General features: G+C 69.7%; 20 protein-coding genes. 8 read left to right on the forward strand and 12 right to left on the reverse strand.

What is annotated here, in order from left to right; genetic code table 11:
* Nucleotides 1-52 precede the first annotated feature (52 nt).
* Complete coding sequence (locus tag ABZ826_RS25200) at nt 53-868, forward strand: phosphatase PAP2 family protein (protein WP_361452454.1); 816 nt, start codon at nt 53-55, stop codon at nt 866-868.
* On the opposite strand, the gene ABZ826_RS25205 is transcribed toward ABZ826_RS25200, so the two are convergent.
* The 8 genes from ABZ826_RS25205 to ABZ826_RS25240 form a co-directional block, all read right to left on the reverse strand.
* On the reverse strand, nt 819-2,645 hold the full coding sequence (locus tag ABZ826_RS25205) for a glycoside hydrolase family 18 protein (protein WP_361452457.1): 1,827 nt from the start codon (nt 2,643-2,645) through the stop codon (nt 819-821). The two genes, ABZ826_RS25200 and ABZ826_RS25205, sit on opposite strands and share 50 nt — an antisense overlap.
* A gap of 221 nt (nt 2,646-2,866) precedes the next feature.
* Nucleotides 2,867-3,328, reverse strand: a complete 462-nt coding sequence (locus tag ABZ826_RS25210; protein WP_361452460.1) for a hypothetical protein — start codon at nt 3,326-3,328, stop codon at nt 2,867-2,869.
* 137 nt (nt 3,329-3,465) lie between these two features.
* Nucleotides 3,466-4,881, reverse strand: a complete 1,416-nt coding sequence (locus ABZ826_RS25215; protein WP_361452463.1) for an FAD-dependent oxidoreductase — start codon at nt 4,879-4,881, stop codon at nt 3,466-3,468.
* 24 nt (nt 4,882-4,905) lie between these two features.
* Entirely contained in the window at nt 4,906-5,706 is an 801-nt protein-coding gene (locus ABZ826_RS25220; RefSeq protein ID WP_361452466.1) for an ABC transporter permease, read from the reverse strand.
* On the reverse strand, nt 5,706-6,632 hold the full coding sequence (locus tag ABZ826_RS25225) for an ABC transporter permease (protein ID WP_361452469.1): 927 nt from the start codon (nt 6,630-6,632) through the stop codon (nt 5,706-5,708). The genes ABZ826_RS25220 and ABZ826_RS25225 overlap by 1 nt, the downstream gene beginning before the upstream one ends.
* On the reverse strand, nt 6,629-7,777 hold the full coding sequence (locus ABZ826_RS25230) for an ABC transporter ATP-binding protein (protein WP_361452472.1): 1,149 nt from the start codon (nt 7,775-7,777) through the stop codon (nt 6,629-6,631). Before ABZ826_RS25230 ends, ABZ826_RS25225 begins: the two co-directional genes overlap by 4 nt.
* 52 nt (nt 7,778-7,829) lie before the next feature.
* The gene (locus ABZ826_RS25235) at nt 7,830-9,080 is read right to left on the reverse strand and encodes a spermidine/putrescine ABC transporter substrate-binding protein (protein ID WP_361452475.1); all 1,251 of its coding nucleotides are present in this window, start codon (nt 9,078-9,080) and stop codon (nt 7,830-7,832) included.
* A 42-nt stretch (nt 9,081-9,122) separates the two neighbouring features.
* Nucleotides 9,123-10,637 carry a gamma-aminobutyraldehyde dehydrogenase gene (locus ABZ826_RS25240; RefSeq protein ID WP_361452478.1) on the reverse strand — a complete coding sequence of 505 codons (1,515 nt, stop codon included), beginning with the start codon at nt 10,635-10,637 and terminating at the stop codon, nt 9,123-9,125.
* 206 nt (nt 10,638-10,843) lie between these two features.
* On the opposite strand from ABZ826_RS25240, the gene ABZ826_RS25245 reads away from it, so the two are divergent.
* On the forward strand, nt 10,844-11,392 hold the full coding sequence (locus ABZ826_RS25245; protein WP_361452481.1) for an NADAR family protein: 549 nt from the start codon (nt 10,844-10,846) through the stop codon (nt 11,390-11,392).
* 99 nt (nt 11,393-11,491) lie between these two features.
* Here ABZ826_RS25245 and ABZ826_RS25250 read toward each other — a convergent pair whose 3' ends face one another.
* A complete protein-coding gene (locus ABZ826_RS25250) occupies nt 11,492-12,202 on the reverse strand; it encodes a DUF4190 domain-containing protein (RefSeq protein ID WP_361452484.1) in 711 nt (236 codons plus the stop codon).
* Nucleotides 12,203-12,334: 132 nt separating this feature from the next.
* Here ABZ826_RS25250 and ABZ826_RS25255 point away from each other — a divergent pair, with 132 nt between their 5' ends.
* The 6 genes from ABZ826_RS25255 to ABZ826_RS25280 all read left to right on the forward strand — a co-directional run bounded on the left by ABZ826_RS25255 (nt 12,335) and on the right by ABZ826_RS25280 (nt 18,150).
* Entirely contained in the window at nt 12,335-13,369 is a 1,035-nt protein-coding gene (locus ABZ826_RS25255) for an adenosine deaminase (RefSeq protein WP_361452487.1), read from the forward strand.
* Between the two features lie 22 nt (nt 13,370-13,391).
* Nucleotides 13,392-14,096 (forward strand): glycerophosphodiester phosphodiesterase, encoded by a 705-nt coding sequence (locus ABZ826_RS25260; protein WP_361452490.1) that lies wholly within the window; start codon nt 13,392-13,394, stop codon nt 14,094-14,096.
* Nucleotides 14,097-14,166: 70 nt separating this feature from the next.
* Nucleotides 14,167-14,967, forward strand: a complete 801-nt coding sequence (locus ABZ826_RS25265) for an SAM-dependent methyltransferase (RefSeq protein WP_361452493.1) — start codon at nt 14,167-14,169, stop codon at nt 14,965-14,967.
* A 14-nt stretch (nt 14,968-14,981) separates the two neighbouring features.
* The gene (locus tag ABZ826_RS25270; protein ID WP_361452496.1) at nt 14,982-16,157 is read left to right on the forward strand and encodes a histidine kinase; all 1,176 of its coding nucleotides are present in this window, start codon (nt 14,982-14,984) and stop codon (nt 16,155-16,157) included.
* Nucleotides 16,154-16,882, forward strand: a complete 729-nt coding sequence (locus ABZ826_RS25275; RefSeq protein ID WP_361452498.1) for a response regulator transcription factor — start codon at nt 16,154-16,156, stop codon at nt 16,880-16,882. Before ABZ826_RS25270 ends, ABZ826_RS25275 begins: the two co-directional genes overlap by 4 nt.
* Nucleotides 16,883-16,956: 74 nt before the next feature.
* Entirely contained in the window at nt 16,957-18,150 is a 1,194-nt protein-coding gene (locus ABZ826_RS25280) for a serine hydrolase domain-containing protein (protein ID WP_361452500.1), read from the forward strand.
* A 1-nt stretch (nt 18,151) separates the two neighbouring features.
* On the opposite strand, the gene ABZ826_RS25285 is transcribed toward ABZ826_RS25280, so the two are convergent.
* From ABZ826_RS25285 to ABZ826_RS25295, 3 genes are all read right to left on the reverse strand, one after another.
* Nucleotides 18,152-18,691, reverse strand: a complete 540-nt coding sequence (locus ABZ826_RS25285) for a hypothetical protein (protein ID WP_361452503.1) — start codon at nt 18,689-18,691, stop codon at nt 18,152-18,154.
* Nucleotides 18,692-18,743: 52 nt separating this feature from the next.
* On the reverse strand, nt 18,744-19,907 hold the full coding sequence (locus ABZ826_RS25290; protein WP_361452620.1) for a spermidine/putrescine ABC transporter substrate-binding protein: 1,164 nt from the start codon (nt 19,905-19,907) through the stop codon (nt 18,744-18,746).
* Nucleotides 19,908-20,089: 182 nt separating this feature from the next.
* Nucleotides 20,090-21,529 carry a gamma-aminobutyraldehyde dehydrogenase gene (locus ABZ826_RS25295; RefSeq protein ID WP_361452506.1) on the reverse strand — a complete coding sequence of 480 codons (1,440 nt, stop codon included), beginning with the start codon at nt 21,527-21,529 and terminating at the stop codon, nt 20,090-20,092.
* Nucleotides 21,530-21,586: the final 57 nt, after the last annotated feature.

Here is a 21,586-nt window from a genome sequence, read left to right on the forward strand (position 1 = left end):
GGATCCGTTTCCGTCTGTCGGTCCCCCATCGGCTGACGTACGGTTTCTGCAGATGAGAGAAACACCCCGCCCGCAGGGGACTGCCGGCGACGCCGGGTCGGAGCTTCCCCAGCACCTTCCTGGCCGTGCCTTCGCGCACACCACTGGGGCCTTCGGCTCCGGAACTCCTCACCGATCGGATGGCCGCTCGCCCCAAACCCCCCGGGGCGCGCGGCACACCGATCCGACCGGCCGCCCCGGAACCACCCCCCCTGTTCCCGGGCGGCCGGCTCTTCTCGTTTCTCTGGTGTCGTCCTTCCTCGCACTCTTCGCGCTCACCACCTGGCAGGTCGCGGCCGACGGTCCGCTGCGCGGTCTGGACGAGCGGACCGGCCGGGCCGCCGTCGGCCACGGCCCCGCCCGGGTGGCCGAGTTCCTGGCCGATCTCGGCAACACGCAGGTCGCACTCCCGGTGCTGGGCTGCGCCCTCGTCTGGGCCCTGGTGCGCGGCGCGCGTCGTGCGCCCCTGTACGCGGTGTCCGCCATGGTGGCGGTGCCTGTGCTGGTCGTCCCGCTGAAGGACTGGGTCGCCCGTCCGGGACCGCTGACCGATGCCACCGGCTACTACCCGTCCGGCCACGCGGCGACGGCCGCGGTGGCGTACGGGGCGGCGGCGCTGCTGGTCGCGCCGTATGTGCGCCGGTCGTGGATGATGCCCGTCGCCGCCGTCTCGCTGACGGCGGCGACGGGCATCGGTCTGGTGCTGCGCGGCTACCACTGGCCGCTGGACGTGCTGGGCAGCTGGTTCCTGTGCGGCCCGCTGCTCCTGCCGTGGGTCCTCAGCCGCCGAAATAGGCGTCGAAGTTCTTCGAGAACTCCCCGTTGTTGAAGCGGTCCCAGTTGATCGACCACGTCATGAGTCCCCGCAGCCCCGGCCATGTCCCGTGGGTGGCGTACGAACCGCAGTCGGTCTTCTTCGTCAGGCAGTTCAGCGCCTTGGTCACCTCGGCGGGCGCGGTGTAGCCGTTGCCCGCCTGGGTGGAGGCCGGCAGGCCGATGGAGACCTGGTCGGGACGGAGCCCCGGGAAGATCCTGGCCTGGTCCCCAGCCACCGGGAATCCGGCGAGCAGCATGTCGGTCATGGCGATGTGGAAGTCCGCGCCGCCCATCGAGTGGTACTGGTTGTCCAGACCCATGACGGAGCCCGAGTTGTAGTCCTGGACGTGCAGCAGGGTCAGGTCGTCGCGCAGCGCGTGGATGACCGGGAGGTAGGCACCGGCACGGGGGTCCTGGCCGCCCCAGGGGCCCGAGCCGTAGTACTGGTAGCCGAGTTGTACGAAGAAGGTCTCGGGGGCCATGGTGAGGACGAACTTGTCGCCGTACGTGGCCTTGAGGGTCTTCACCGCGGAGATCAGGTTGACGATGACCGGGGTGGTGGGGTTGCGGAAGTCGGTGTCGCCGGTGTTCAGCGAGAGAGAGTGGCCCTCGAAGTCGATGTCGAGGCCGTCGAGACCGTACTCGTCGATGATCTTGCTGACCGAGGAGACGAAGGTGTCGCGGGCGGCGGTGGTGGAGAGCTGCACCTGGCCGTTCTGACCGCCGATGGAGATCAGCACCTTCTTGCCCGCGGCCTGCTTGGCCTTGATGGCCGCCTTGAACTCGGCCACGGACTCGACGTTCGGGCACTCCGTGACCGGGCAGAGCGAGAAGCGGATGTCGCCCGAGGTGACCGAGGTCGGTTCGCCGAAGGCGAGGTCGATGACGTCCCAGGAGTCGGGCACGTCCGCCATGCGCGTGTAGCCGGAGCCGTTGGCGAAGCTGGAGTGCAGGTAGCCGACGAGTGCGTGCGCGGGCAGGCCGCCGCCGGTGCCGCCGCCCCCACCCGCCGTGGTGGTGGCCAGGACCGCGGCGGACTTGGCGGACTCACCGGCGGAGTTGGTCGCGGCGACCTGGAAGCTGTACGCGGTCGAGGCGGCCAGCCCCGTGACGGTCGCGGAGGTGCCGGTGACCGAGAGGACCTTCGTGCCGCCCCGGTAGACGTTGTAGCCGGTGGCCCCCGAGGAACCGGTCCACGAGAGGTCGACCGAGGAGGCGGTGGCCGCGCCGGCCTTCAGCCCGGTGGGGACGGCCGGGAGCGCGACCGGGTCGCCGCCCGGTCCGACCAGGGTGAGGTCGTCGGCGTAGTAGGCGGGGGTGCCGTACCAGCCGTGGGTGTAGACGCTCACGGAGGTGGTGGCCGGGCCGGTCCTGAACGTGGTGGTCAGCTGCTTCCAGTCGGACGCCGACTGCGTCCAGGTGGACACGTCGGTCGTGCCGGTGCCGTCGGCGCCGAGGTAGACGTAACTGCCCTGCACCCAGGCGCTCAGCGTGTACGTGGAGTCCGGCCTGACCGTCACGGACTGGGAGCACTTGGCGTTGTCGCTGCCGGCCGGGGTCGCTTTCAGCGCCGAAGTGCCGCTGTGCGCGGGCGTGCTGACGACGGCTCCGCTGCCGCCGGTGCAGCTCCAGCCGTCCAGGCCCGCCTCGAAGCCGCCGTTGCGCGCCAGATCGGAGTCCGCGGCGGCGGCGGACGGCGCGGTGGCGGCGAGGCCGCCGGCGGCGAGCAGGGCGGCCGAGAAGGCGGCCAGAATTCCGGTAAATCGGGCGGGGGGTCCCGTGCGTTCCACAACGGCCTCCGTACATGGGGGAATCGAGTGCGGCGGCCACAACATGGTCCAGACCAATCGGGTTGTCAAGACCTCTGTCAGTGGCCCGGCCGCACCGGGGTCCCCGTCCGCTCCGCCGCTTCCTGCCCGCGGCCCGGGTCCGGCCGTCGGCGGGCGCCGACCGCCGGCCCCGGCCGCCCTCGCCCTCGATGTCCCTCGTTCCCGGGCCCCACCGGCCCCCGTCAGCCCTCGCGCATCCCGGCCCGTGCGGCTGCCGCCTCATGCATCGCGAGCTCCAGGAGCGCCGCGTCGTTGAGCGTGCCCGAGCCGTCCGGCGGGATCAGCCAGCGCGCCGCGCCTGTGGCCTCCCGCCCTGGGTGCGGCACCACGATCCACGTCCCCTGCCCCGCTCCCCGTACGCCGGTGCCGACCCAGCGGCCGGCGGTGCCCGGGGCCACGAAGAAGCCCATGCGGGCTTCGCCCGGATCGGAGAGGACCGGTCCGGGCCGGTCGACGAGCCGGGTGAGCACATCGAGCGCGGGATGGCCCAGCTCCCCCGGGAGAATCAGTACGTCCCAGCGCTGGCCGGCGGGAAGGAGCGCGACCCCTCGGGGATTGCGCTCCCACTCCCACCGACAGGCATCCGGATCCGGTGCCACCGATGCGAGCCACTCGACTGCTGCTTTGACCTCCGCGCCAGCCATGACCGGCCTCCGTTCCCGTGTGCACCGGCCATGCGCTGCCGGTGCGTTCACACGGGAGAGAGGGGTGGCGGTGATCCATTACGCAACTTCGGGCCACCAGTTGGCAGTGACCCGGGTCACATCACACCGGTCCGTGCTCAGCTGTCGAAGCCGAGCCCCAGCCGGTCCATCGTCCGCAGCCACAGGTTGCGGTGCCCGCCGTTGTCGTCCGCCCTGGCCAGGGACCTCTTGGTGAGTTCGATCCCGGTCCAGGCGAAGGGTTCCGGCGGGAAGGGCATCGGCTTGCTGCGGACCATTTCCAGAGTGGTCCGCTCATTCTGTTCGCCGGCCAGCAGATCGAGCATCACATCCGCCCCGAAACGGGTGGCTCCGACGCCGAGCCCGGTGTATCCGGCGGCATAGGCGACCCGGCCCTGATAGGCCGTACCGAAGAATGCCGAAAAGCGCGAACAGGTGTCGATCGCCCCGCCCCAGGCGTGACTGAAGCGGACCCCGGCGAGCTGCGGGAAACAGTCGAAGAACTGGCCCGCGAGCTTGAGGAAGGTCTCCGGACGCTGATCGAGATCGGCACTCAGCCGGCCCCCGTACGGATAGATCGCGTCATAGCCGCCCCACAGGATCCGGTTGTCGGCCGAGATCCGGAAGTAGTGGAACTGATTGGCGCTGTCACCCAGCCCCTGCCGGTTCTTCCAGCCGATCGAGGCGAGCTGGTCGGCGGTGAGCGGTTCGGTCATCAGCGCGTAGTCGTAGACCGGCACGGTGTACGGGCGTACCCGCTTGACCAGGGACGGAAAGATGTTCGTGCCGAGGGCGACACGGCGTGCGAAGACCCTCCCGTACGGCGTGCGGACCGCCATCGAGGTGGTGGACCTGGCCAGTTCGAGGCCGCGGGTGTGCTCGTACATCCGCACCCCGAGATCGAGACAGGCCCGCTTCAGGCCCCAGGCCAGCTTGGCGGGATGCAGCATGGCGACCCCGCGCCGGTCCCAGAGACCGCCCAGGAATGTGGGTGAGTCGACCTCGGCACGCACCGCGTCCCGGTCCAGGAATTCCAGCCCGGTGAAGCCGAGCTTTTCGGCCTCCTGGTGCCATTCCTGGAGCTCTTCGAGCTGATGCGGTTGGGTGGCGACATCGATTTCGCCGGTCCGCTCGAATTCGCAGTCGATGGAATAGCGGGCGACGGCGGCCTCGATGGCGTCGAGATTCCGTTCGCCCAGCTCCTCCAGCTTCGCGATCTCGTCCGGCCAGCGCTCCAGACCGTTGGGCAGGCCATGGGTGAGGGAAGCGGCACAGAATCCGCCGTTGCGGCCCGAGGCTGCCCAGCCCACCTCGTGACCCTCGATCAGTACGACGTCCCGCTCCGGGTCGCGTTCCTTGGCGATCAGCGCGGTCCACAGCCCGCTGTAGCCGCCGCCGATGACGAGGAGATCGCAGTGCTCGTCGCCAGTGAGCGCGGGGAGCGCGTCGGGCTTGTCGGGGTCGTCCAGCCAGAACGAGACCGGCTTGGCGTCGGAGAGTGATTGTGCAGCAGTACGCATGGCAGCTGGGGCCATGGTTTCCAACTCCTTCAGGGCTTTCTATCGTGCGGTGTTCTTGCGCCGGTTCGCGATGAGCTGACCGACGACAACCACCAGTACCGCAATGATGAACATCGCCGTACCGATGACGTTGATCTGCACGGGCGTGCCGCGCTGTGCCGATCCCCAGACGAACATGGGGAAGGTCACGGTGGAGCCCGCGTTGAAATTGGTGATGATGAAATCGTCGAAGGAGAGCGCGAAGGCCAGCAGCGCTCCCGCCGCGATTCCGGGGGCGGCGATCGGCAGCGTCACCCGCAGGAAGGTCTGCACGGGACCCGCGTACAGATCGCGGGCGGCCTCCTCCAGGCGCGGGTCCATCGACATCACACGTGCCTTGACGGCCGTCACGACAAAGCTCAGGCAGAACATGATGTGCGCGATGAGGATCGTCCAGAAGCCCAGCTGCGCGCCCATGTTGAGGAAGAGCGTGAGCAGCGAGGCCGCCATGACGACCTCGGGCATCGCCATCGGCAGGAAGATCAGCGAGTTGATCGCGCCGCGCGCCCGGAAGCGGTAGCGGACCAGCGCGAAGGAGATCATCGTGCCGAGGACGGTCGCGCCGATGGTGGCCCAGGTGGCGATCTGCAGGGACAGGGAGAGCGAGCCGCACATGTCGGCGACGCCGCAGGGGTCCTTCCAGGCGTCAAGCGAGAAGTGCTGCCAGGCGTAGTTGAAGCGCCCCTTCGGCTTGTTGAACGAGAACACCATCACGACGATGTTCGGAAGGATCATGTAGGCGAGGGTCAGCAGACCCGCGATGACGATCAGATTCCGGCGGATCCAGCGCAGTACGGGCATCAGACCAGGTCCTCCGTCCCGGAGCGGCGGATGTAGACGGTGACCATGATCAGGACGACCGCCATGAGGATGAAGGAGAGCGCGGCCGCCGTCGGATAGTCGAGGACGCGCAGGAACTGGGTCTGGATGACGCTGCCGACCATCTTGGTGTCGGTGGAGCCCAGCAGTTCCGCGTTGACGTAGTCGCCGCTGGCCGGGATGAACGTCAGCAGCGTTCCGGAGACGACACCCGGCATGGAGAGCGGGAAGGTCACCTTGCGGAAGGTGGTGGCGGGCGTGGCGTACAGATCGCCGGCCGCCTCGTGCAGTCTGCCGTCGATCCGCTCCAGCGAGGTGTAGAGCGGCAGGATCATGAACGGCAGGAAGTTGTACGTGAGACCGCAGACCACCGCCATCGGTGTGGCCAGGACCCGGTTCGACTCGGTCCAGCCGAGCCAGCTGGTGACGTCCAGGATGTGCAGGGTGTTCAGGACGTCGACGACCGCGCCGCCGTCCGCGAGGATCGTCTTCCAGGCGAGCGTACGGATCAGGAAGCTGGTGAAGAACGGCGCGATGACCAACACGAGGACGACATTGCGCCAGCGGCCGGCCTTGAAGGCGATGAGGTACGCGAGCGGGTAGCCCAGCAGCAGGCACAGGATCGTGGCGGTGCCCGCGTACAGCAGGGAACGGACGAACTGCGGGTAGTAGTCCTTCAGCGCGTCCCAGTACGTCTGGAAGTGCCAGGTGACCTCGAATCCCTTCTCCAGGGATCCGGTCTGTACGGAGGTCGACGCCTGGTAGATCAGCGGCAGCGCGAAGAAGACGACGAGCCACAGAATGCCGGGGAGCAGCAGCCAGTAAGGAACGAGGCGCTTGCGGGTGGAGGCTTTGCGCACCTTCGGCTCGGCGGTGGGCGCGGCGGGGGGCGCCTCGGTGACGGTCACGCCGCGTCCTCCACCGTCTCCACACCGGCGTCGATGTCCTGAGCGGCGTCCAGGCCGAACGTGTGCGCCGGGTTCCAGTGCAGGACCACCTCGGCGCCGGGGGCGAGCCGGGCATCCCGCTCGACGTTCTGCTCGTAGACCTGCAGCGCCTTGCCGGCCGGGCTCTCCACCACGTACTGCGTGGACACTCCGATGAAGCTGGAATCCACGATCCGGCCGGTGACCCGGTTGCGGCCGTCGACTATGGAGTCCGCGTCGTCGGCGTGCGCGAGCGAGATCTTCTCCGGGCGCACGCCGAGCAGCAGCTTGCCGCCGTTCGCGGTGGGGGCCGTACATCGTTCGGTGGGCAGCCGCAGCTTTCCGCCGCCGACCGCCACGACGACCTCCGGGTCCGCGGCGACGATCTCGCCCTCGATCAGGTTCGACGTGCCGAGGAAGTTGGCGACGAAGGTCGTCTTCGGGTTCTCGTACAGATCGGCGGGGGCGCCCAGCTGCTCGACCCGGCCCCCGTTCATCACCGCGACGGTGTCGGCCATGGTCATGGCCTCCTCCTGGTCGTGGGTGACATGGATGAACGTGATGCCGACCTCGGTCTGGATGCGCTTGAGCTCCAACTGCATCTGGCGGCGCAGCTTGAGGTCGAGGGCGCCGAGCGGCTCGTCGAGCAGGAGCACCTGCGGGTGGTTGATCAGGGCGCGGGCGACGGCGACGCGCTGCTGCTGGCCGCCGGAGAGCTGGTGCGGTTTGCGCTTGGCGAAGTCACCGAGCTGGACGAGCTCCAGCATGTCGTCGACCTGCTTCTTCACCGATTTGATGCCGCGCCGGCGCAGGCCGAAGGCGACGTTCTCGGTGATGTCGAGGTGCGGGAAGAGCGCATAACTCTGGAAGACCGTGTTGACGGGCCGCTTGTACGGGGGCAGGTCGGTGATGTCCTGGCCGCCGAGCGAGACGGTGCCGGTGGTCGCCTCCTCCAGGCCCGCGATCATGCGCAGGGTGGTGGTCTTGCCGCAGCCCGACGCGCCGAGCAGCGCGAAGAAGGAGCCCTGCGGAACGGTCAGATCGAGCGGCTGGACGGCGGCGAAGGAGCCGTACGTCTTGCTGATCCCGGTGAGGCGGACGTCGCCGCCTGTCTGCTGCTGTGTCATGGGTCGCAGTTCCAGTGGTGTCAGGGGAGGTCGTGGAGGAAGGGCGAGGTGGTCAGGCGCCGATGAGCTTGGCGAACTTCTCTTCGTACGCCGTCTCCTCCTCGGCGGTCAGGGACCGGAAGGCTCGCGACTTGGCCGCCATCTTCTTGTCCGGAAGGATCAGGACGTTGTCGGCCATCGCCTGGTCGATCCTGGCCAGTTCGTCGCGGACCCCGTCGACCGGACAGACGAAGTTGATGTACGCGGCGAGCTTGGCGGCGACCGGCGGTTCGTAGTAGTAGTCGATGAGCTTCTCGGCGTTGGTCTTGTGCCGGGCCTTCACCGGGACGAGCAGGTTGTCGCTGGATATGACGTAACCGGCGGCCGGGATGGCGTACTTGATGTCCGGGTTGCCGGCCTGGAGCTGGATGATGTCGCCCGCCCAGGCGACGCAGGCGGCGATGTCGCCCTTGTCGAGGTCGGCCGTGTAGTCGTTGCCGGTGAAGCGCCGGATCTGGTTCTTGTCGACGCCCTTCTGGAGCCGGCCGATCGCGGCGTCGTAGTCGGCGTCGGTGAAATGGCCGGGGTCCTTGCCCATGTCGAGCAGGGTCATCCCGATGGAGTCGCGCATCTCCGAGAGGAAGCTGACGCGCCCCTTGAGCTTCGGGTCGTCGAGCAGCTGGCTGACGGAGTCGACCTTGCGGCCCCCGGTCGCCTTGGAGTTGTAGGCGATGACGGTGGGGATGCCCGCCCAGGGGTACGAGTGGGCGCGGCCGGGGTCCCAGTCCGGGGAGCGGAACTGGCCCGAGAGGTTGGCGTAGGCGTGCGGCAGGTTCGAGGGGTCGAGCTTCTGCGCCCAGCCGAGGCGGACGATGCGGGCGGCCAGCCAGTCGGTGACGCAGATGAGATCGCGGCCGGTGTCCTGGCCGGCCGCGAGCTGCGGCTTGATCTTGCCGAAGAACTCGACGTTGTCGTTGATGTCCTCGGTGTACTTGACCTGGATCCCGGTGCGCTCGGTGAACGCCTCCAGGGTGGGCCGGTGCTTGCCGTCGTCGGTGACGTCCATGTACTCGGTCCAGTTGGAGAAGTTGACCTGCTTCTCCTGGGCCGAGTGGTCGTCCGAGGCCGCCGCGGCATCCCCCTCCCGCTTCGCGGGCGGGATGCCGCAGGCGCTCAGCGTGCCCAGCCCGCCGATCGCGAGCGCCCCCAGGCCGGAGGCGCGAAGCAGCGATCGGCGGGTCAGGGCGCCCCGGCCACTGGTCAGGCTGCGCCGCATCGCGGCCAGCTGGGCCGCGGAGAGGCGCTCGGGCTCGTACTGCTCCATGCGCGTTGCCCTTTCGGGTGGGTGTGGCCGGGGTCGGCCGGGTTATCGGTCCCCGAAGATCGTGCGGTGCCAGTCCTTGCGGGCGACCGCGGTGTTGTCGTACATGACGTGCTTGATCTGCGTGTACTCCTCGAAGGAGTACGACGACATGTCCTTGCCGAAGCCGCTGGCCTTGTATCCGCCGTGCGGCATCTCGCTGATGATCGGAATGTGGTCGTTGACCCAGACGCAGCCGGCCTTGATCTCACGCGTGGCGCGGTTCGCCCGGTACAGATCGCGGCTCCAGGCAGACGCGGCGAGTCCGTAGGGGGTGTCGTTGGCGAGGCGGATGCCCTCGTCGTCCGTGTCGAAGGGCAGCACGACCAGGACCGGGCCGAAGATCTCTGACTGGACGATCTCGCTGTCCTGGGCGGCTCCCGCGACCAGGGTCGGCCGGTAGTAGGCACCGTCCGCCAGCGCGCCGCCCGGGGCCTCGCCACCGGTCACGACGGTGGCGTACGCGCGGGCGCGCTCGACGAATCCGGCGACCCGGTCCCGCTGGGCGTGGCTGATCAGCGGGCCGAGGTCGGTCGACGGGTCGAAGGGGTCGCCGAGCCGGACGGTCTCCATCAGCGCGGCGACGCCCTGCACGAAGGCGTCGTACAGCGGGCGCTGGACGTAGGCGCGGGTGGCGGCGGTGCAGTCCTGGCCGGTGTTGATGAGCGCTCCGGCGACCGCTCCGTGCACGGCGGCATCGAGGTCGGCGTCGTCGAAGACCACGAAGGGGGCCTTGCCGCCGAGTTCGAGGTGGAGCCGCTTGACGGTGGAGGTGGCGATCTCCGCGACCCGCTTGCCGACGGCGGTGGAGCCGGTGAACGAGGTCATGACGACGTCCGGGTGGCCGACGAGATGCTCCCCGGCGTCCTTGCCCGCGCCGGTGACGATGTTGATCACACCGTCCGGGATGCCTGCCGCGGTGGCCGCCTGGGCGAACATCAGCGAGGTGAGCGGGGTGATCTCGGCGGGCTTCAACACGATCGTGTTGCCCGCGGCGACGGCCGGGAGGACCTTCCAGGCGGCCATCTGGAGCGGGTAGTTCCAGGGCGCGATGGAGCCGATGACGCCGATCGCCTCACGGCGTACGTACGAGGTGTGGTCGCCGTCGTACTCGGCGGCCGACTTGCCCTCCAGATGGCGGGCGGCGCCCGCGAAGAAAGAGGTGTTGTCGACGGTGCCGGGCACGTCGAACTCGGTGGAGAGCTTGATCGGCTTGCCGCACTGGAGGGACTCGACGTACGCGAAGTCGTCGGCCTGCTCGGCGAGGACGGCGGCGAAGCGGTGCATCGCCTCGGCCCGCTCGGCCGGAGTCGCGCCCGACCAGCCGGGGAAGGCCTCGCGTGCGGCGGCGACCGCCGCGTCGACGTCGGCGGTGCCCGCCAGCTCGTAGGTGTAGACGGTCTCGCCCGTTGCCGGGTTCACCACGTCGTGGTGACGTCCCGATGTACCGGACCGCAGCTTTCCGCCGATGTATTGTGCGCCGTCCGCGAAGCGGTCCCGCACCTGGATGCCGTTGCCCATGACGCTCTCCTCCGCCGCGTTCCCCGGAATGCGGGGCGGCGTAGTCTCTACTCGATTTGAGTGCCGATCCTGACAGAGGGGATCGACCCCAACAAGTGATTCCGTTGTTGCCTTTTGGTTACGCAACGGAATCCTTCGACCATGTGTCGCGTCGGCGCGGAATTCCCCGTACGGAGTGTCCGTGGCGGATGCCAGACTCGCGTGTCATGGAACACATGGACGATCTCCTGGCGCGGACCGGGCGCGGCGAGAAGGTGAAGTATCTGCGCTTCTGGGGGCACCGCCCGCGGCCCGACGGCCGCATCGGTGCGAGCTGCCTCAGTCAGTGGTGGCCGGCGCCCTTCACGGTCGACGGCGTGACGTACGCCTCGGCCGAGCACTGGATGATGGCCTCCAAGGCACGGCTCTTCGGCGACGCGGAGTCGCAGGAGCGGGCGGTGTCGGCGAAGAGCCCGGCCCAGGCGAAGAAGGTGGGGCGGCTGGTCCGGGGTTTCGACGAGGCGGTGTGGGTGCGCGAGCGGTACGGCCTGGTGGTGGCCGGCAGCGTCCACAAGTTCGGCGGCGATCCGGAGCTGCGGGAGTTCCTGCTGAACACCGGGGACCGGGTCCTGGTCGAGGCGAGCCCCATGGACCGGATCTGGGGCATAGGGCTGGCGGCGGACGACCCGCGTGCGGAGAATCCGGCGACCTGGCGGGGGCTGAATCTGCTGGGCTTCGCGTTGATGGACGCGCGGGCACAGCTGCGCGCCGCATGAGCCGGCCGGATGCCCGAGGGCCGGGTGGTCCGGACTCCGGACCACCCGGCCCTCGGGTGGGGACTGCTGCCGTTACTACAGGGTGCGATACACCGACGGCTACGACGCGTAGGGCTCCTCGTAGACGGTCTGGTCGCCGGTCGTGCCGCCCTCCTCGAAGTCGCCGCTCGCTATGCCCCAGATCATGAGTGCGAGGAACGCCCCGCTGATGACGATCCCGATCGATCCGAGGATGATTCCGGCGAGCGCCATGCCGCCGTTGGTCGCCTCGTTCCGCCTGACCCGACCGCGGCCGATGATGCCGAAGATCAGCGCGAGGACACCGACAATGACCCCCAGGCCCCACATGCAGAACCCCGCGACCGCGATGATGCCGAGCACCATCGCGGCGATGCCGAGGCCGTTCGCGGGCGCCGGGCCGCCCCAGGCCGTCTGGCCGTAGCCGGGGTAGCCCGGGTAGCCGCCGTACTGCGGGGCCGGTGCGGCCGGGTAGCCGTACTGCCCCGCGACCGGCGGGGCCGGCTGGCCCGGTCCGTTCGGTGCGACGGGCGGTGGCGGTACCTCCCCGGCGCCGAACGCGGGGCCCGGGCCGGGCACCGGCCCGGTCTGCTCCGGTGCGCCGAATCCCGGTGCCGCGGCCGGTGCGGGGCTGTCCCCGACGCCCGGCATCGACGTCACCGTCCGCTGATCGTGCACAGCAGGCGGCCGGGGATCGCCGGCCGGCTTCTCCAGTGGCACCCTGCTGTCCGGCGGAGCCCACGGATCGCGCGGCGCGGCCCCGCCCGCGGGCTGCTCTGTGTTGTCTGACATGGGCCTCCCCCATCGTGGTCCCGTCATGCTACGGCCAGTCCGCGCTCCGCAGGCCCCGGCCTACGATGATCCCCGTCCGCTGCCCGGCCGACCGTGCCGGCACCCGCACCGCCCACGCCTCCGGAGAATCCGATGCCCGATCTGCACCCGTTCATCGCGGGGCTGCCCAAGGCCGAACTGCACGTCCACCACGTCGGCTCGGCCTCGCCCCGTATCGTCGCCGAGCTGGCCGCGCACCACCCCGACTCCAAAGTGCCCACCGACCCCGAGGCGCTGGCCGACTACTTCACCTTCACCGACTTCGGTCACTTCATCGACGTGTACCTCTCCGTCGTGGACCTGATCCGCACCCCGGAGGACGTCCGGCTGCTGACCTTCGAGGTCGCCCGTGACATGGCCCGGCAGAACATCCGTTACGCGGAGCTGACCGTCACCCCGTTCAGCTCGACCCGGCGCGGCATCCCGGAGCAGGGGTTCATGGAGGCGATAGAGGACGCCCGCAAGGCCGCCGAGGCCGAGCTCGGGGTCGTCCTGCGCTGGTGCTTCGACATTCCCGGCGAGGCCGGGCTCGAATCGGCCGAGGAGACCACCCGGCTCGCCGTGGACCTGCGGCCCGAGGGTCTCGTCTCGTTCGGGCTCGGCGGTCCGGAGGTCGGCGTGGAACGCCCGCAGTTCAAGCCCTACTTCGACCGGGCCATCGCCGAGGGCCTGCACTCCGTGCCGCACGCCGGGGAGACGACCGGGCCGCAGACCGTCTGGGACGCGCTGACCCATCTGCGCGCCGAGCGCATCGGCCACGGCACCAACTCCGTCCAGGACCCGAAGCTGTTGGCCCACCTCGCCGAGCACCGCATCCCGCTGGAGGTCTGCCCGACCTCGAACATCGCGACCCGCGCGGTGACCGATATCGAGCGGCACCCCGTCAAGGAGATGGTGGAAGCCGGGGTCCTGGTCACCATCAACAGTGACGACCCGCCGATGTTCGGCACGGACCTCAACAACGAGTACGGCGTGGCCGCCCGCCTCCTCGGCCTGGACGAGCGCGGTCTCGCGGCGCTGGCGAAGAACGCGGTCGAGGCGTCGTACCTCGACGCGGCCGGCAAGCGGACCCTGGCCGCCGAGATCGACACGTACACGGCGAACTGGCTGGAACGCGCGGGCCGCTGACCCCGGTGGTGACAATGGCCCCATGGCCACCACTGTCACCGCCGTAGCCCACCGCGGGGATCCCTATCGTGTCCGCGAGAACACGCTCCCTTCGATCCGCTCCGCTCTCGAACGGGGGGCGGACGCGGTCGAGGTCGATGTCCGGGTCACCCGCGACGGCGTGCCGGTGCTGTTGCACGACGCCACACTGAAGCGGCTGTGGGGCCACGACCTGCGGCTCGACGGGCTGACCCACAAGGAGCTCGACGAGCTGACCCGGGGCGGTGTGCCCACACTGCGCGAGGCGCTGCTCGCCGCCGGGGCGCACCGCGTCATGGTCGATCTGCCCCACTCCACCGACGACTCCGTGCGCAGGGCCGTCGCTGTGGTGCGCGAGTGCGGGGCCGGCGAGCGGGCGTACTACTGCGCGGGCGCCGATGCCATGCTGCGGGTGCGCGCCGCCGACCCTTCCGCCGAGATCGCCCTGACCTGGACGACGCTCGCGCCGCCGCGCGCCGTGCTGCTCGACGCGGTCAGGCCGCGGTGGCTGAACTACCGGTTCGGTCTGGTGGACCGCGAGCTGACGGACCGTCTCCACGCGGACGGGCTGCTGGTCTCGGTCTGGACCGTCGACACCAGGCGCACCATGCGCCGCCTCGTCCGCCAGGGGGTCGACTCGATCACCACCAACCGGATCGACGCCCTGCGCGCGGTCCTCGGCAACTCCTCGGCCACCGGCCCCGCTTGATCGGTCCGGCATCATGGACCGCGCCGCATCCGCCGTGATGCCAGGCGCCCGCAGCCAGAGGAGCAGAGACGTGACCGAAGAGCACACCACCCCCGCCCCCGACCGCATCCGTTCCGACATCGCCCACAACGCGCGGGTCTGGAACCACTGGCTCGGCGGCAAGGACAACTACCCCGTGGACCGTGCGGTCGGCGACCAGGTCACCGGCATGTATCCGAGCATCGGCGAAGTGGCGCGCGCCGACCGGGCGTTCCTGGGACGAGCCGTCCGGTATCTGGCCGGGGAGGCCGGGATCGGCCAGTTCCTGGACATCGGCACCGGCCTGCCGACCGCCGACAACACGCACGAGGTCGCCCAGCACACCGCGCCCGACTCCCGCGTCGTCTACGTCGACAACGACCCGATCGTGCTGGCGCACGCCCGCGCGCTGCTCACCAGCTCGCCCGAGGGCGCGACCGAGTACATCGACGCGGACGCCCACCGCCCGGAGGAGATCCTGTGGGCCGTCGAGCCGACGCTGGACCTGAAGAAGCCGGTCGCGGTCATGCTGCTCGGCATCCTCAACTTCGTCCTCGACACCGGCGAAGCGCGGGACATCGTGCGGAAGCTGATGGACGCGATGCCGTCCGGCAGCCATCTGGTACTGACCCATCCCACGCTGGAACTGGGCGGCGAGGGCAACGAGGCGGCGATGCGGTTCTGGAACGAGAACGCCACCCCTGCGATCACCGCGCGCAGCCGGTCGGAGTTCGCCTCGTTCCTGACCGGGCTCGAACTCGTGGAGCCGGGCATCGTGTCCTGCGCGCGCTGGCGCGCGGAGCCCGGCGCGGCTGAGGTCGCCCAGTTCGGCGCGGTGGCCCGGAAGCCGTAGTGGGCATACGGGGGATGCGGGACTGCGCCCGGGGGCCACGCAGCGTCGGTCCCCGGGCCGTCGACCTCACCGTCGCGCTGCTGGTGCAGGCCGCGGTGACCATGCCGTTCGTCGTCCCACGCGCCCCGGAGCTGCCGGAAGCGACGTGGGCGGCGTACGGACTGACCACGCTGACCGTGCTGCCACTGGTGGCCCGGCGGCGGGCGCCGGTCGCGGTCCTGCTCGCCGTGCTCGCAGCCGGTGGCCTGTACAAGTTCGCCGTCGACGGTCCGGGCCAGCCGCTTCCGTACTCCGGCCTCGTGGCCTTCTACACGGTGGCCGAACTCTCCTCGCCGCTGAAACGGCTCGCGATCCGGGTGCTCACGACCGTGTCGGTGGTGTTCTCGGTCGGACTCGAAAGCAGTGAGGCCCGGGAGCTGTTCTTCTCCCTCTTCGTGTTCTCCGCCGCCTACGCATTCGGCCGGTTCACCGTGACGCGCGAGGCCTATCTCAACGCGGTGGAGGACCGGGCCCGGCAGCTGGAGCTGACCCACCGGATCGAGGCCGAGCAGGCGGCGGCCCGCGAACGGGCCAGGATCGCCCGGGAGATGCACGACATCCTGTCGCACGCGGTGAGCCTGATGATCGTGCAGGCGGAGGCCGGACCGGTGGCGGTCCGTACCGCGCCGGAACGCGCCGAGGCGGCCTTCGACGCGATCTCGGAGACCGGCCGCGACGCCATGACGCAGCTGCGCCGGATGCTGGGCGTGCTGCGTGAGAACGAGAGCCCGCCGGATGCGCCGCGTCGGCCTCAGCCCTCGTTGGCCGAACTGCCCGGACTCATCGAGCGGGTGCGCGGCAGCGGTCTGGAGATCCCGTACGAAGTCACCGGCGCGGCCCGGCCGCTCGGTCCGGCTGTCGAGACCACCGTCCACCGGATCGTGCAGGAGGCGCTGACAAACGTCGTCAGACACGCGGCCGCCGAAACGGTCTGCGTGCAATTGGCGTACGGAGCACAGGCGCTCACCCTCACCATCACCGATGACGGCCGCGGTTCCGGGAACGGCACCGGCATGGGCTTGATCGGCATCCGGGAACGCGCGGCAGCACACGGCGGTACCGCCGTCACCGGCCCCGGTCCGGAGGGCCGGGGGTTCCGGGTCAGGGTGACGATTCCTCAGTCGGGCACGCATACAGGAGTGACACGTTGACGATCCGTGTGGTGGTGGCCGACGACCAGGAGCTGGTGCGCAGCGGCTTCGCGATGATCCTGGACGCGCAGCCGGACATCGAGGTGGTGGCCGAGGCGGGTGACGGCGCCGAGGCGGTCGACGCGGTACGCCGGCTGGCGCCCGACGTGGCACTGCTCGACATCCGGATGCCCGGCACGGACGGCATCGAGGCGTGCCGGACCATCTGCGCGGAGACCGGCTGCCGGACGGTCATGCTCACCACCTTCGACTCGGACGAGTACGTCTACGAGGCGCTGCACGCGGGGGCGAGCGGGTTCCTCCTCAAGGACGTCCGCCGCGACGATCTGGTGCATGCGGTACGGGTGGTGGCCGCCGGGGACTCGCTGCTGGCGCCCTCGGTGGCCCGTCGGCTGATCGCCGACTACACCTCGCGTCCGGCGGCCCCGGCCGCACCACCGTCGGCGCGCCTCGACGTGCTGACCGCGCGCGAACGCGAAACCCTGCTGCACCTGGCCCATGGTCTGTCGAACGCGGAGATCGCGGCCGCGCTGGTCGTCAGTGAGCACACGGTGAAGACCCATGTCGGCAATGTGCTGTCCAAGCTGGGGCTGCGCGACCGGATCCAGGCGGTCATCTGCGCGTACGAGTGCGGTGTCGTCACTCCCTCGCCGGAGGGACGGTCTCCCGCCGCCTCCCTCGCGCAGGTGAGAAGAGCGCCCGGCGAGGACCGCTCGGCCGGGTGATCCGCCGGGGTCCCGCGTTTCAACAGGATGGGTTCCGGCAGCAGTTACGGATTCCATGCCCAGGAGGCACCGACATGAACGCCCGCACTTCCCGCACCGTCGTCGCAGCCGCTCTGGTCCTCGGCATGGCCGCCGGCCCGGCCGGACCCGCGCTCGCGGCGGGCCATGCCCCGGCGGCCGCCGCCGCGACCACCCGGCAGGCCCCGGACGCCGAGGCTCTGCGGGGGGCGATCGCCGGGCTCCCGAGGGCCGATGCCACGGCCGCGCTGGTGCGGGTCGCAGGCACCGCGGGAAGCTGGCGGGGAAGCTCCGGTGTGCGCAACCTCCCGTCGGGCCGTCCGGCGGACCCCGACGGCCGCTTCCGGGCCGGTTCTGTCACCAAGGTCTTCACTGCCGCCGTCGTGCTCCAGTTGGCAGGCGCGGGGAAGCTCGATCTGAACCGGCCGGCCCGGCACTACCTGCCGGAGCTGATCCCGGCGAGCTATCGGAAGGTCACGGTGCGCCAGCTGCTGAACCACACCAGCGGCATCCCGTCCGTCGGCTCCGGCGGCGACACCCTGGACGAGTGGTACGCGCACCGCTTCGACCTGCACGACGCGGCGGACACGGTACGCGAAGCCACGTCCCACGAGCCGGACTTCGCGCCCGGTACGCGGCAGCACTACGACAACATCGGCTACACCGTGGCGGGCCTGCTGATCGAGAAGGTCACCGGCCACACCTACGCGGGGGAGGTCTCCCGCCGCATCCTGAAGCCTCTGCACCTGAAGGACACGTACTTCCCCGGCACCGACCCGACGATCCGCGGCACGTACAACCACGGCTACCAGATCTTCACCGGTACCGGCGGGACCGGTGAGCTGCGCGATGTGTCGGTGTGGGGGGCGACGGACGCCTGGGCGGCGGGTGACCTGATCTCCACCACCGCCGACCTGGAGCACTTCACCCGGGCGCTGTTCCGCGGGCAAGTGGTGCGCGGGCCGCTGTTGGAGGAGATGTTCACGCTGCCCGGAGCATCGGTGCGCGAGTACGGCACGGGCGACCCGGCCGCGTACAGCGTGGGCCTGTCTGTGATGAAGCTGGGCGGGCGCAAGGTCTGGGGCAAGACGGGTGGCCGCTGGGGCTACAACACGGCCGTCGCGGCCACCCGTGATCTCTCCAGGACCCTCGTATACAGCGTCAATGCGACGGACGCGAAGGGCGAGGGCATGAACGCCACGGCGATGAACATCGTGGTGGCCGCCTTCGGCGCCCCGTCGGCCGGGTGACTCAGACCCCTGCCGCGGGTTCGGGCACCGGGTCCGGCGTCCGCGGCAGCGCCTCCAGCCGCTTGATCATGCGGCGCACGAGGAGCAGCGGGATCACCCCGAAGACCCCGAACGACATGTCGATGACGGACCACCAGAAGGGGATGCCGCGAATCGGCCCGCAGATCAGGGCGAGGGGGATGATCCCGGCGCAGGCGATCATGCCGAACTCGATGACCCAGATGTTGCGGACCGGGTCGCGGTAGGGGCCGTAGAAGGCGACCGCGATGACGAGGTGCGCGAAGGCCAGCCAGTCGGTGCCGTACAGCACGAAGGGGTACTTCGCGTCGGCCTCGTCGAGGCCGGTGCGGACTCGGGTGATCCACTCCATCAGGGCCGGGAAGTGCTCGGGAACCGGAGAGGCCGAGGACCTCAACAGGTCCTCGGCCCAGTGGAGTTCATGGACGAGCGGGAAGGCGGTCAGCCCGCTCAGCGCCAGACACACGACAAAGACGGCCAACCACACGCGTATGCGCCTCAGCAGGGCTCTTCGCTCGCTCATGTCCGCAGCGTACGCCCGTGTTCACCGGCTCTTTACGCCGCCCCGGTCCGTCTCAGAGGCCGACGACGGCGTTCCATTTCTTGGCGAACTCGGTGCGCTCGTCGGACGTGATGTCGCGGGCGATCGCCAGCCGTCGGCGCATCGCGTCGTCGGGGAAGATCAGCGGGTCCTCGGCGAGCGCGGCGGTCTCCTCGTCCTTGGAGGAGGCCAGCACCTCGCGGGCGGCCGGGACGGGGCAGACGTAGTTGACCCAGGTCGCCAGCTTCGCAGCCACCTCCGGCTCGTAGTAGTAGTCGACGAGCTTCTCGGCGTTGCGCTTGTGGCGGGCGAGGTTGGGGATCATGAGCGATTCCGCCCAGAGCTCGGCGCCCTCCTCGGGGACCACGAACTCGATCTCCGGATTGTCGGCCTGGAGCTGGATGACGTCGCCGGAGTAGGCCTGGCAGGCGAGCACATCGCCGGTCGACAGGTCCTTGATGTAGTCGTTGCCGGTGAAGCGGCGGATGTGCTTGGTCTTCACCAGCTTCTCCACCTGGTCGCATATCCGGTAGAAGTCGTCCCGCTTCCAGCGGGTGATGTCGACGCCGTTGCCCTGCATCAGAAGGGCGAAGGACTCGTCGAGCCCGGACAGCAGCGTCACCTTGCCGCGCAGGTCGTTCGCCCACAGGTCGCTCAGGTGCTTGATCTCGCGGCCGAGCTTCTTGCGGTTGTACGCGATGCCGGTGATTCCGGACTGCCAGGGCACGCTGTGCGTGCGGCCCTTGTCGAAGGCGGGCGAACGCAGCTGCGGATCCAGGTACTTGGCGACGTTGGGCTGCTTGGCCCGGTCCATCTCCTGCACCCAGCCGAGCCGCACGAACCGGGCGGCCATCCAGTCGCTGATGACGATCAGGTCCCGGCCGGTCTCCTGGTGGTTCATCAGCGCCGGGCTGATCTTCCCGAAGAACTCGTCGTTGTCGTTGATCTCCTCGGTATAGGTGACGGAGATCCCGGTGCGTTTGCTGAACGTGTCGAGGGTGGGCCGCTTCGACGCGTTCTTGTCATCGGTGTCGATGTAGAGGGGCCAGTTCGCGAAGTGCAGGGAGTGGTCGCTCGCGGAGGTGTCGCGTCCGGCGCGGTCACCGGGGGCCACGTAGGCGGCGGGCACTCCGCAGCCGGCCAGCGTGGCACCGGCTGCCGTGGCCCCGAAGGCTCGCAGCAGGGACCGGCGGGACATGGGGTTCTTCGGGGTTGCTCGCACCTGCGCAGGATGCCGGTCGAGCAGCGGTGAGGGCAATGGACCAACCGTCCAGCGGCAGCCGCTCCGTCCGCACACCCTGTCGATGCCGTCGCCGGTTCCGGGGTACGGGAACGGCCCCGGGAACGCGCCCGGGGCCGTACGCGACAGCGGACCGAAAGTCAGTCCTCGATCGAGGTCATGACGTGCTTGACTCGGGTGTAGTCCTCGAAGCCGTACGCGGAGAGGTCCTTGCCGTAGCCGGACTTCTTGAATCCGCCGTGCGGCATCTCGGCGACGAGCGGGATGTGGGTGTTGATCCACACGCAGCCGAAGTCGAGGTTCTTGGACATCCGCATCGCCCGTGCGTGGTCCTTGGTCCACACCGAGGAGGCCAGGGCGTACTCGACGCCGTTGGCGTACTCCAGCGCCTGGGCCTCGTCCGTGAACTTCTGGACGGTGATGACCGGGCCGAAGACCTCGTTCTGGATGATCTCGTCGTCCTGCTGGAGGCCGGAGACGACGGTCGGGGCGTAGAAGTAGCCCTTCTCGCCGACCCGGTGGCCGCCCGCCTCGACCCTGGCGTGGGCGGGGAGCCGCTCGATGAAGCCGCTGACCTGCTTCAGCTGGTTGGCGTTGTTGAGGGGGCCGTACAGCACGTCCTCGTCGTCCGGCTGCCCCGTCTTCGTGTCGGCGGCGGCCTTGGCGAGGGCGGTGACGAACTCGTCGTGGATGGACTCGTGGACCAGGACCCGGGTCGCGGCCGTGCAGTCCTGGCCCGCGTTGAAGTAGCCCGCGACGGAGATGCCCTCGACGGCCTTGGCGATGTCGGTGTCCTCGAACACGACGACCGGGGCCTTGCCGCCGAGCTCCAGGTGGACCCGCTTGACGTCCTTGGCGGCGGACTCGGCGACCTGCATGCCGGCCCGTACCGAACCGGTGATGGAGGCCATCGCCGGGGTCGCGTGCTCGACCATCGCGCGGCCGGTGTCGCGGTCGCCGCAGATGACGTTGAAGACGCCCTTGGGGAGGATCTGGCCGATGATCTCGGCGATCAGCACGGTCGACGCCGGGGTGGTGTCGGACGGCTTGATGACGACGGTGTTGCCCGCGGCGAGCGCCGGGGCGAACTTCCAGACGGCCATCATCATCGGGTAGTTCCACGGCGCGACCTGCGCGCAGACGCCGACGGGCTCGCGGCGGACGATGGAGGTGAGGCCCTCCATGTACTCGCCGGCCGAGCGGCCTTCGAGCATGCGCGCGGCGCCCGCGAAGAAGCGGATCTGGTCCACCATCGGCGGGATCTCTTCGGTACGGGTCAGCTCGATCGGCTTGCCCGTGTTCTCCGACTCGGCGGCGATGAGGTCCTCGGCGCGCTCCTCGAAGGCGTCCGCGATCTTCAGCAGGGCCTTCTGGCGCTCGGCGGGCGTGGCGTCCCGCCAGGCGGGGAAGGCGGCCGCGGCGGCGTCCATCGCGGCATCGACATCGGCCTGGCCGGAGAGCGGCGAGGTCGCGTAGACCTCCTCCGTCACCGGGTTGACCACGTCGATGGTCCGCCCGTCAGCGGCGTCCCGGAATTCTCCGTTGATGTAGTTGCGCAGACGGCGCACCTCGGTGGTCACAACCACCCCTCCTGTCGACACGTCCAGTGGATGAGATGACCAGCGTAGTCGCTCCGG

It is taken from the genome of Streptomyces sp. NPDC047515 (genome assembly GCF_040643055.1).
In the GTDB taxonomy this organism is placed as follows: Bacteria; Actinomycetota; Actinomycetes; order Streptomycetales; family Streptomycetaceae; genus Streptomyces.

Coding starts and splice junctions, on each gene's coding strand:
- ABZ826_RS25200 (WP_361452454.1), top strand. CDS start 53: ATGAGAGAAACACCCCGCCCGCAGGGGACTGCCGGCGACGCCGGGTCG.
- ABZ826_RS25210 (WP_361452460.1), bottom strand. CDS start 3,328: ATGGCTGGCGCGGAGGTCAAAGCAGCAGTCGAGTGGCTCGCATCGGTG.
- ABZ826_RS25215 (WP_361452463.1), bottom strand. CDS start 4,881: ATGGCCCCAGCTGCCATGCGTACTGCTGCACAATCACTCTCCGACGCC.
- ABZ826_RS25220 (WP_361452466.1), bottom strand. CDS start 5,706: ATGCCCGTACTGCGCTGGATCCGCCGGAATCTGATCGTCATCGCGGGT.
- ABZ826_RS25230 (WP_361452472.1), bottom strand. CDS start 7,777: ATGACACAGCAGCAGACAGGCGGCGACGTCCGCCTCACCGGGATCAGC.
- ABZ826_RS25235 (WP_361452475.1), bottom strand. CDS start 9,080: ATGGAGCAGTACGAGCCCGAGCGCCTCTCCGCGGCCCAGCTGGCCGCG.
- ABZ826_RS25240 (WP_361452478.1), bottom strand. CDS start 10,637: ATGGGCAACGGCATCCAGGTGCGGGACCGCTTCGCGGACGGCGCACAA.
- ABZ826_RS25245 (WP_361452481.1), top strand. CDS start 10,844: ATGGAACACATGGACGATCTCCTGGCGCGGACCGGGCGCGGCGAGAAG.
- ABZ826_RS25250 (WP_361452484.1), bottom strand. CDS start 12,202: ATGTCAGACAACACAGAGCAGCCCGCGGGCGGGGCCGCGCCGCGCGAT.
- ABZ826_RS25255 (WP_361452487.1), top strand. CDS start 12,335: ATGCCCGATCTGCACCCGTTCATCGCGGGGCTGCCCAAGGCCGAACTG.
- ABZ826_RS25260 (WP_361452490.1), top strand. CDS start 13,392: ATGGCCACCACTGTCACCGCCGTAGCCCACCGCGGGGATCCCTATCGT.
- ABZ826_RS25270 (WP_361452496.1), top strand. CDS start 14,982: ATGCGGGACTGCGCCCGGGGGCCACGCAGCGTCGGTCCCCGGGCCGTC.
- ABZ826_RS25280 (WP_361452500.1), top strand. CDS start 16,957: ATGAACGCCCGCACTTCCCGCACCGTCGTCGCAGCCGCTCTGGTCCTC.
- ABZ826_RS25285 (WP_361452503.1), bottom strand. CDS start 18,691: ATGAGCGAGCGAAGAGCCCTGCTGAGGCGCATACGCGTGTGGTTGGCC.
- ABZ826_RS25290 (WP_361452620.1), bottom strand. CDS start 19,907: ATGTCCCGCCGGTCCCTGCTGCGAGCCTTCGGGGCCACGGCAGCCGGT.